The organism is Rhizobium sp. RSm-3 (assembly GCF_001854685.1).
GTDB lineage: Bacteria > Pseudomonadota > Alphaproteobacteria > Rhizobiales > Rhizobiaceae > Rhizobium > Rhizobium ecuadorense.
The window spans coordinates 21,836-27,835 of sequence record NZ_MAWZ01000011.1; the positions used below are offsets into that span (position 1 = coordinate 21,836).

The 6,000-nt window shown below is 64.3% G+C and carries 6 protein-coding genes; 3 read left to right on the forward strand and 3 right to left on the reverse strand.

Annotated features, from left to right (window positions below):
* The first annotated feature begins 241 nt into the window (after positions 1-241).
* Positions 242-2,917 carry a pyruvate, phosphate dikinase gene (gene ppdK / locus BBJ66_RS12695; RefSeq protein ID WP_071087408.1) on the forward strand — a complete coding sequence of 892 codons (2,676 nt, stop codon included), beginning with the start codon at positions 242-244 and terminating at the stop codon, positions 2,915-2,917.
* Between the two features lie 55 nt (positions 2,918-2,972).
* Here the strand turns inward: ppdK and BBJ66_RS12700 are convergent, their stop codons facing one another.
* Both BBJ66_RS12700 and BBJ66_RS12705 read right to left on the reverse strand, forming a co-directional pair.
* Positions 2,973-3,248 carry a hypothetical protein gene (locus BBJ66_RS12700; protein ID WP_071087410.1) on the reverse strand — a complete coding sequence of 92 codons (276 nt, stop codon included), beginning with the start codon at positions 3,246-3,248 and terminating at the stop codon, positions 2,973-2,975.
* Between the two features lie 230 nt (positions 3,249-3,478).
* Positions 3,479-3,676, reverse strand: coding sequence for a hypothetical protein (locus BBJ66_RS12705; RefSeq protein WP_049735343.1), 198 nt, complete (start codon positions 3,674-3,676; stop codon positions 3,479-3,481).
* A 105-nt stretch (positions 3,677-3,781) separates the two neighbouring features.
* Between BBJ66_RS12705 and BBJ66_RS12710 the strand changes: the two genes are divergently transcribed.
* On the forward strand, positions 3,782-4,027 hold the full coding sequence (locus BBJ66_RS12710; protein ID WP_037073946.1) for a hypothetical protein: 246 nt from the start codon (positions 3,782-3,784) through the stop codon (positions 4,025-4,027).
* A 15-nt stretch (positions 4,028-4,042) separates the two neighbouring features.
* On the opposite strand, the gene BBJ66_RS12715 is transcribed toward BBJ66_RS12710, so the two are convergent.
* Entirely contained in the window at positions 4,043-4,432 is a 390-nt protein-coding gene (locus BBJ66_RS12715; RefSeq protein ID WP_049735342.1) for a hypothetical protein, read from the reverse strand.
* A 344-nt stretch (positions 4,433-4,776) separates the two neighbouring features.
* Here BBJ66_RS12715 and BBJ66_RS12720 point away from each other — a divergent pair, with 344 nt between their 5' ends.
* Positions 4,777-5,682: a DUF1499 domain-containing protein gene (locus tag BBJ66_RS12720; RefSeq protein ID WP_071087413.1), complete on the forward strand. Its 906-nt coding sequence runs from the start codon at positions 4,777-4,779 to the stop codon at positions 5,680-5,682.
* The last annotated feature ends 318 nt before the right edge of the window (positions 5,683-6,000 follow it).

Consider the following 6,000-nt stretch of genomic DNA (forward strand, 5'->3'; position numbering starts at 1 on the left):
GCCCTGGGTTGAGGGACCCCCCGTCCGGTTTTCCTGGCCGGACGGAAACAAGGCTTTGCGGGACCTGTTGCAGTCCCGCAAAGCTTTTTTTATGCCTTCCTCTGCATCCGGCGAAGTTTCAATCGTTTCGAACGCGGCGGGGCCGAAGATTTATTGTGCAACGCAACATTCCGCCGCATTTGTCGATTTTCATTTCAACACCAACGGATTAAGCTAATCCCGGTTTGGTGTTGGGGGGAAGATGACCAAGTGGGTCTATACGTTCGGCGACGGGCAGGCTGAGGGCCGGGCGCGCGATCACGAGATTCTGGGCGGCAAGGGCGCCAATCTGGCGGAGATGTGCGCGCTGGGATTGCCCGTTCCGCCGGGTCTGACGATCATCGGCGATGCCTGCAACACCTATTACAGGAACGGCCGCCATATCGAGGACGGTGTGAAGGCCGAGGTGCGAGCCGGCATTGCCGGCATTGAGGCGATCACCGGCCGCCGCTTCGGCGCCGGCAGCCAGCCGCTGCTGCTTTCAGTGCGCTCCGGCTCCCGTGTCTCGATGCCGGGGATGATGGACACGGTGCTCAATCTCGGCCTCAACGACGAGACGGTGCAGGCGCTCGGCCACGATGCCGGCGACGCGCGTTTTGCCTGGGACAGCTACCGCCGCTTCATCCAGATGTATGCCGATGTCGTCATGGGCCTCGGCAACGATGCCTTCGAGGAGATCCTCGAAGACGAGAAGGCCAAGCTCGGCCATGAAACCGATACCGAACTCAGCGCCACCGAATGGCAGCATATCGTTTCCCTCTACAAAAGGCTGATCGAGGAGGAACTGGAGCAGGAATTCCCGCAGGATCCCGAGGTTCAACTCTGGGGCGCGGTCGGCGCGGTCTTCTCAAGCTGGATGAGCGCACGCGCCGTCACCTACCGCCAGCTGCACAATATTCCGGGAGCCTGGGGCACGGCGGTCAACATCCAGGCGATGGTCTTCGGCAATCTCGGCAATGCCTCGGCCACCGGCGTCGCCTTCACCCGCAATCCCTCGACCGGCGAGAAGGCGCTTTACGGCGAATTCCTCGTCAATGCGCAGGGCGAGGATGTCGTTGCCGGCATCCGCACGCCGCAGAGCATCACCGAGGAAGGGCGGATTTCCTCCGGCTCGGAAAAACCCTCGATGGAAAAGCTGATGCCGGAGGCGTTTCGCGAGCTCTGCCGCATCTGCAGCGAGCTCGAGATCCATTACCGCGACATGCAGGATATCGAATTCACCATCGAGCGCGGCAAACTGTGGATGCTGCAGACCCGCGCCGGCAAGCGCTCCACCCGGGCGGCAATGAAGATCGCCGTCGACATGGTCGATGAGAAGGTGATTACCGAGGAGCAGGCGGTGCTGCGCATCGAACCCTCCAGCCTCGACCAGTTGCTGCATCCGACGATCGATCCGCGCGTCACCCGCCAGGTGATCGGCACCGGGCTGCCGGCTTCGCCGGGGGCGGCCACCGGCGCCATCGTCTTCACCGCCGAGGAAGCGGTGGAGGCCGAGGCCGAGGGCCGCAAGGTCATTCTGCTCAGGGTCGAGACCAGCCCGGAGGATATTCACGGCATGCATGCCGCCGAAGGCATTCTGACGACGCGCGGCGGCATGACCAGCCATGCGGCGGTCGTTGCCCGCGGCATGGGCATCCCCTGCGTCGTCGGCGCCGGCACCATGCGCATCGATCAGCGCAACGAGCGGCTGCTCGGCATGGGCGTCACCCTGAAGAAGGGCGATATCATCACCATCGACGGCTCGGCCGGCCAGGTGCTGAAGGGCGAGGTGCCGATGATCCAGCCGGAGCTCTCGGGCGATTTCGGCCGCATCATGGGCTGGGCCGACCGCGCCAGGCGCATGACGGTGCGCACCAACGCCGATACGCCGGCCGATGCGCGCGCCGCCCGCTCCTTCGGCGCCGAGGGCATCGGCCTTTGCCGCACCGAGCACATGTTCTTCGAGGGCGAGCGCATCCATGTCATGCGCGAGATGATCCTGGCCGAGGACGAGAAGGGCAGGCGGCTGGCGCTCGACAAACTGCTGCCGATGCAACGGCTGGATTTCACCGGCCTCTTCACCGTGATGCACGGCCTGCCGGTGACGATCCGTTTGCTCGATCCGCCGCTGCACGAATTCCTGCCGAAGACCGATGACGAGGTCGCCGAGGTCGCCTTCGCCATGGGCATGGAGGCGCAGGCTTTGCGCCAGCGCGTCGATGCGGTGCACGAGTTCAACCCGATGCTCGGCCATCGCGGCTGCCGGCTGGCGATCTCCTATCCTGAAATCGTCGAGATGCAGGCACGCGCCATCTTCGAGGCGGCGGTTGCCGCAGCCCATGAGACCGGGGCTGCCGTCGTGCCTGAGATCATGGTGCCGCTGGTCGGCCTGCGCTCCGAGCTCGATTACGTCAAGGCCCGCATCGACGAGGTCGCCGGCGATGTGATGCGCGAGGCCGGCATGAAGATCGACTATCTCGTCGGCACGATGATCGAGCTGCCGCGTGCGGCACTGCGCGCCCATGTGATCGCCGAAGCCGCCGAATTCTTCTCCTTCGGCACCAACGACCTGACGCAGACCACCTTCGGCATCTCGCGCGACGACGCCTCGGCCTTCATCCCGACCTATCAGCGCAAGGGCATCATCGAGCATGATCCGTTCATCTCGCTCGATTTCGACGGTGTCGGCGAATTGATCAGCATCGCCGCCGAACGCGGCCGGCGCACCCGCAACGACATGAAGCTCGGCATCTGCGGTGAACATGGCGGCGACCCGGCCTCGATCCGCTTCTGCGAGACGATCGGCCTCGATTATGTCTCCTGCTCGCCGTTCCGCGTGCCGATCGCCAGACTGGCGGCGGCGCAGGCGGTCATATCGGAAAATCTGAAGGGGAAATAGCCAAAGCCCTCGCGCCCGGCAGTTGCGCCCGCGGCAGCCCTTCGGACGCCTGGGGTCAATGATGATGGTGCCAGCGATTGCGGTAGACATAAGGCCCGTTCAGATCCCAGGCCATGCTCTGCATCATCTCCGCGCTCTGCGCCCGCGATTCGGCCCGCCGGTCGAGATCGATGCGCTGCAGGCAGGTGGCAAAACCATCGGTGCCGCGGCGGAAACCATAGCTCAGGCACTTCTGCTCATCCGCCGCCCGCCGCTCCTCCGGCGTCATCGTCTGGCAGGCGGACAGGACGGCGGCGAGGGTGGCCATGGTGATGAGGAGGCGGATGCGCATCGGGGTATTCCTTGCTTTTCCCTGAGGAAATGCCATTCGGGTGCGGGCGTCAAGCGAGGAGACCAAGATGCCCCTCATCCGCCTGCCGGCACCTTCTCCCCGCTTGCGGGGCGAAGGGGATATGCCGCAACCTCACCGTCTCTCGCCAACCTCTCGCGGGGCATGTCCCCTCTCCCCGTCAGAACGGGGAGAGGGTTAGGGTGAGGGGCAACCACACGGCACAACCAAAATCAAGCCGCCCCGGCCGGATCGCCGATCGGCAACAGCGCCGGATCGAGCGGCGGATCCTGCGGGTTCTTCGTATCTCCAGGGTCCTGCACCGGTGTCAGCGGCGGTTTTTGCTGGATGGGGTCGGGAATGCCAGGCGTCGGCGTCGGGCCGCGCGGGGTGTCGGTTGTCGGTGTTGGGATGGGATCTCTGTTCGGCATGATCGCCTCCTTTTCAAAAAAGGAACGGCATCCCTGGCATATGGTTCCACTTTCACGAGTCGGCATTCCTCTGTATGAGGACACCTGCAAACACTGGAAACCAGCATGGCCATCCGCGATCGATTTTCGAAAAAACTGAACTGCCCGCAATGCGGCAATGAGGGCTTTGCCGAGGCCTCGGAGATCGATGATCCCAAGCGCAAGCACCCGGATTTCAAGGTCGATCAACTGCCGCGCGGTTTTGGCGTGCAACGCCCGTCCAACCACCAGGAGAGCTTCATGCTCAAATGCGAATGCGGACGCAAGTTTCCGTTCCGCAGCCTGGCGGAGGCGGCGGCGGAACGGCGCTAGAACCCACGGTCAAACCTAAATCCGCTCCAGCAGCTCGACGAAGGCATCGGCGAAGCGCACCAGATGCGCGGTCTCCTCATCGGGCGCCTGCATGCGGATCTCGGTGCCGGCATAATCGAGCAGCGCCAGCACGACGCGCATCTCGTTGCCCTCATCGGGAATGCGCAGCACCGCGATGCGCCGGCAATCGGCGATGAGGCCGCCGGCCGGCAGGTCGAACAGCAATTCGCCGCCCGCCCGGTTCGCCGCCTGGCGCACCGCCTCGCAGAAGCCGGCATCGCCGCCGGCATAACCTTCGAGCGAAAGTTCGAGCTCGACGAGCTCCAGCGGCAGCATCGGCTCGCTGTGGTCGATCCCGCCAAGCGCAGACGCCTGCGGCCTGGCTGCTATCTCGGGTGAAATCATCCCGCCTCTCCTTGCCTTTAAATCAGGAGATGAAACCGTGGCAGAATGACCTTTTTTTGCCATATCAGCAAGGGCTCATGAATCGGCCCGGCCATCGCCTCGATCATGTCAGGGGAATTCCAGCCGATATTCCAAGACAACAGTTTCAATTCAGCCGAATCTTGCCCAGATCCGGATGATTTCAGGCCGGGCTGGCCTAAAATCTGAATCCGGATCTGAATCAAAGAAATAGAGCATGATGTCGTCCGAAAACCGCTTCACACTTTTCGGCATCATGCTCTAAACAGGGTTATGGCGATTTGCGTGGTCGAGGACGCGGCGCTGACGAGCAACCGGTAAGTTTGATGGCCATCCGTTACGACCGTCCCGTTTCCAGCGCCGCCCGCTTTGCGCGGCTGCTCGGGGCGTTTTCGCTGGTGCTGGCGCTGGCGGTGCTGATCGCCCATCGCTTCGGCGGCCTTGCCACCCCCTATCTCGTGCTGCTCTTGATCGCCGCCGCCGGCTTTGCGCTGCTCGCCGCGCTGCTGGCCGCCGTCGGCCTGCGCAGCCTCTGGGTCTCAGGCGCCGAAGGCGGGCTCGCCGCACTCGCCGCCCTGATCTATGCCGCCTTTCCGCTTACGATCGGCGCCTTTGCCGCCGAGCAATATCTCAGCCTGCCGGATATCTACGACGTCTCCACCGATCCGGTCTCGGTGCCGGACTGGCTGTCGCCGCCGCACGCCGATCAGATCTGGCTGAAGCGCACTCCGGTGACACCGGAGGATCGCGAAAAGCAGATGACTGCCTATCCCGAGCTGACTGGCCGGCGTTATGAGGGCGCGCTCGACCGGGTGCTGGAAGCGGTGCGCAAGGTCGCCAAGCAGAGCGGTTTCACGATCGTCAGGAGCAGCGGCACCAGCGAGCCGGACCGCGACCCGGAGGACGGACCGGCAAAACCCGCCCCCGGCGACGAGGCCGTCGCCGATGCGCCCGGCATCATCCCGGTGCCGACGCCGCGCCCCTATGACGACGATGTCGCCAAACTGATCCGCGGCGCCAACGGCGTGACGCTGCAGGCGAGCAACCGCACGCTGATCCTCGGCCTGCGCTTCGATATCCTCATCCGCCTGCGCGAAGAGGCCGAAACCACCTTCGTCGACATCCGCGTCGCCTCCCGTTACGGCCAACACGACCTCGGCTTCAGCGCCGCCATCGCCGGCGATTATTTGAAGGCGCTGGATGCGGAATTGCTGGGGATTGCGGGTGGGTGAGCCGCGGTGGCGCAAAGCGCCAGCAATCGATCCAGTGAATCGATTGCAGCGGCGAACGCCCTGAGCCAAAGCGAAGGGCCGGGAGAGGGTGCGGCTGGCTCAGAGCCCCTACGGTGCCACAAGTTCCACATCGCTGCGGTATCCCCAATCAAGCCGGCCCGCTCAACGATCAGCCCTCATCCTGAGACGCCCCGAAGGGGCCTCGAAGGACGAGGGCGGATGGCTGCGGTGGCCAGCCCCGTCCTTCGAGGCTTCGCCCTATGGGCTACGCGCCTCGGGATGAGGCTGGAGAGAGGTGCCTGCCGTGCCGCCCCCCTC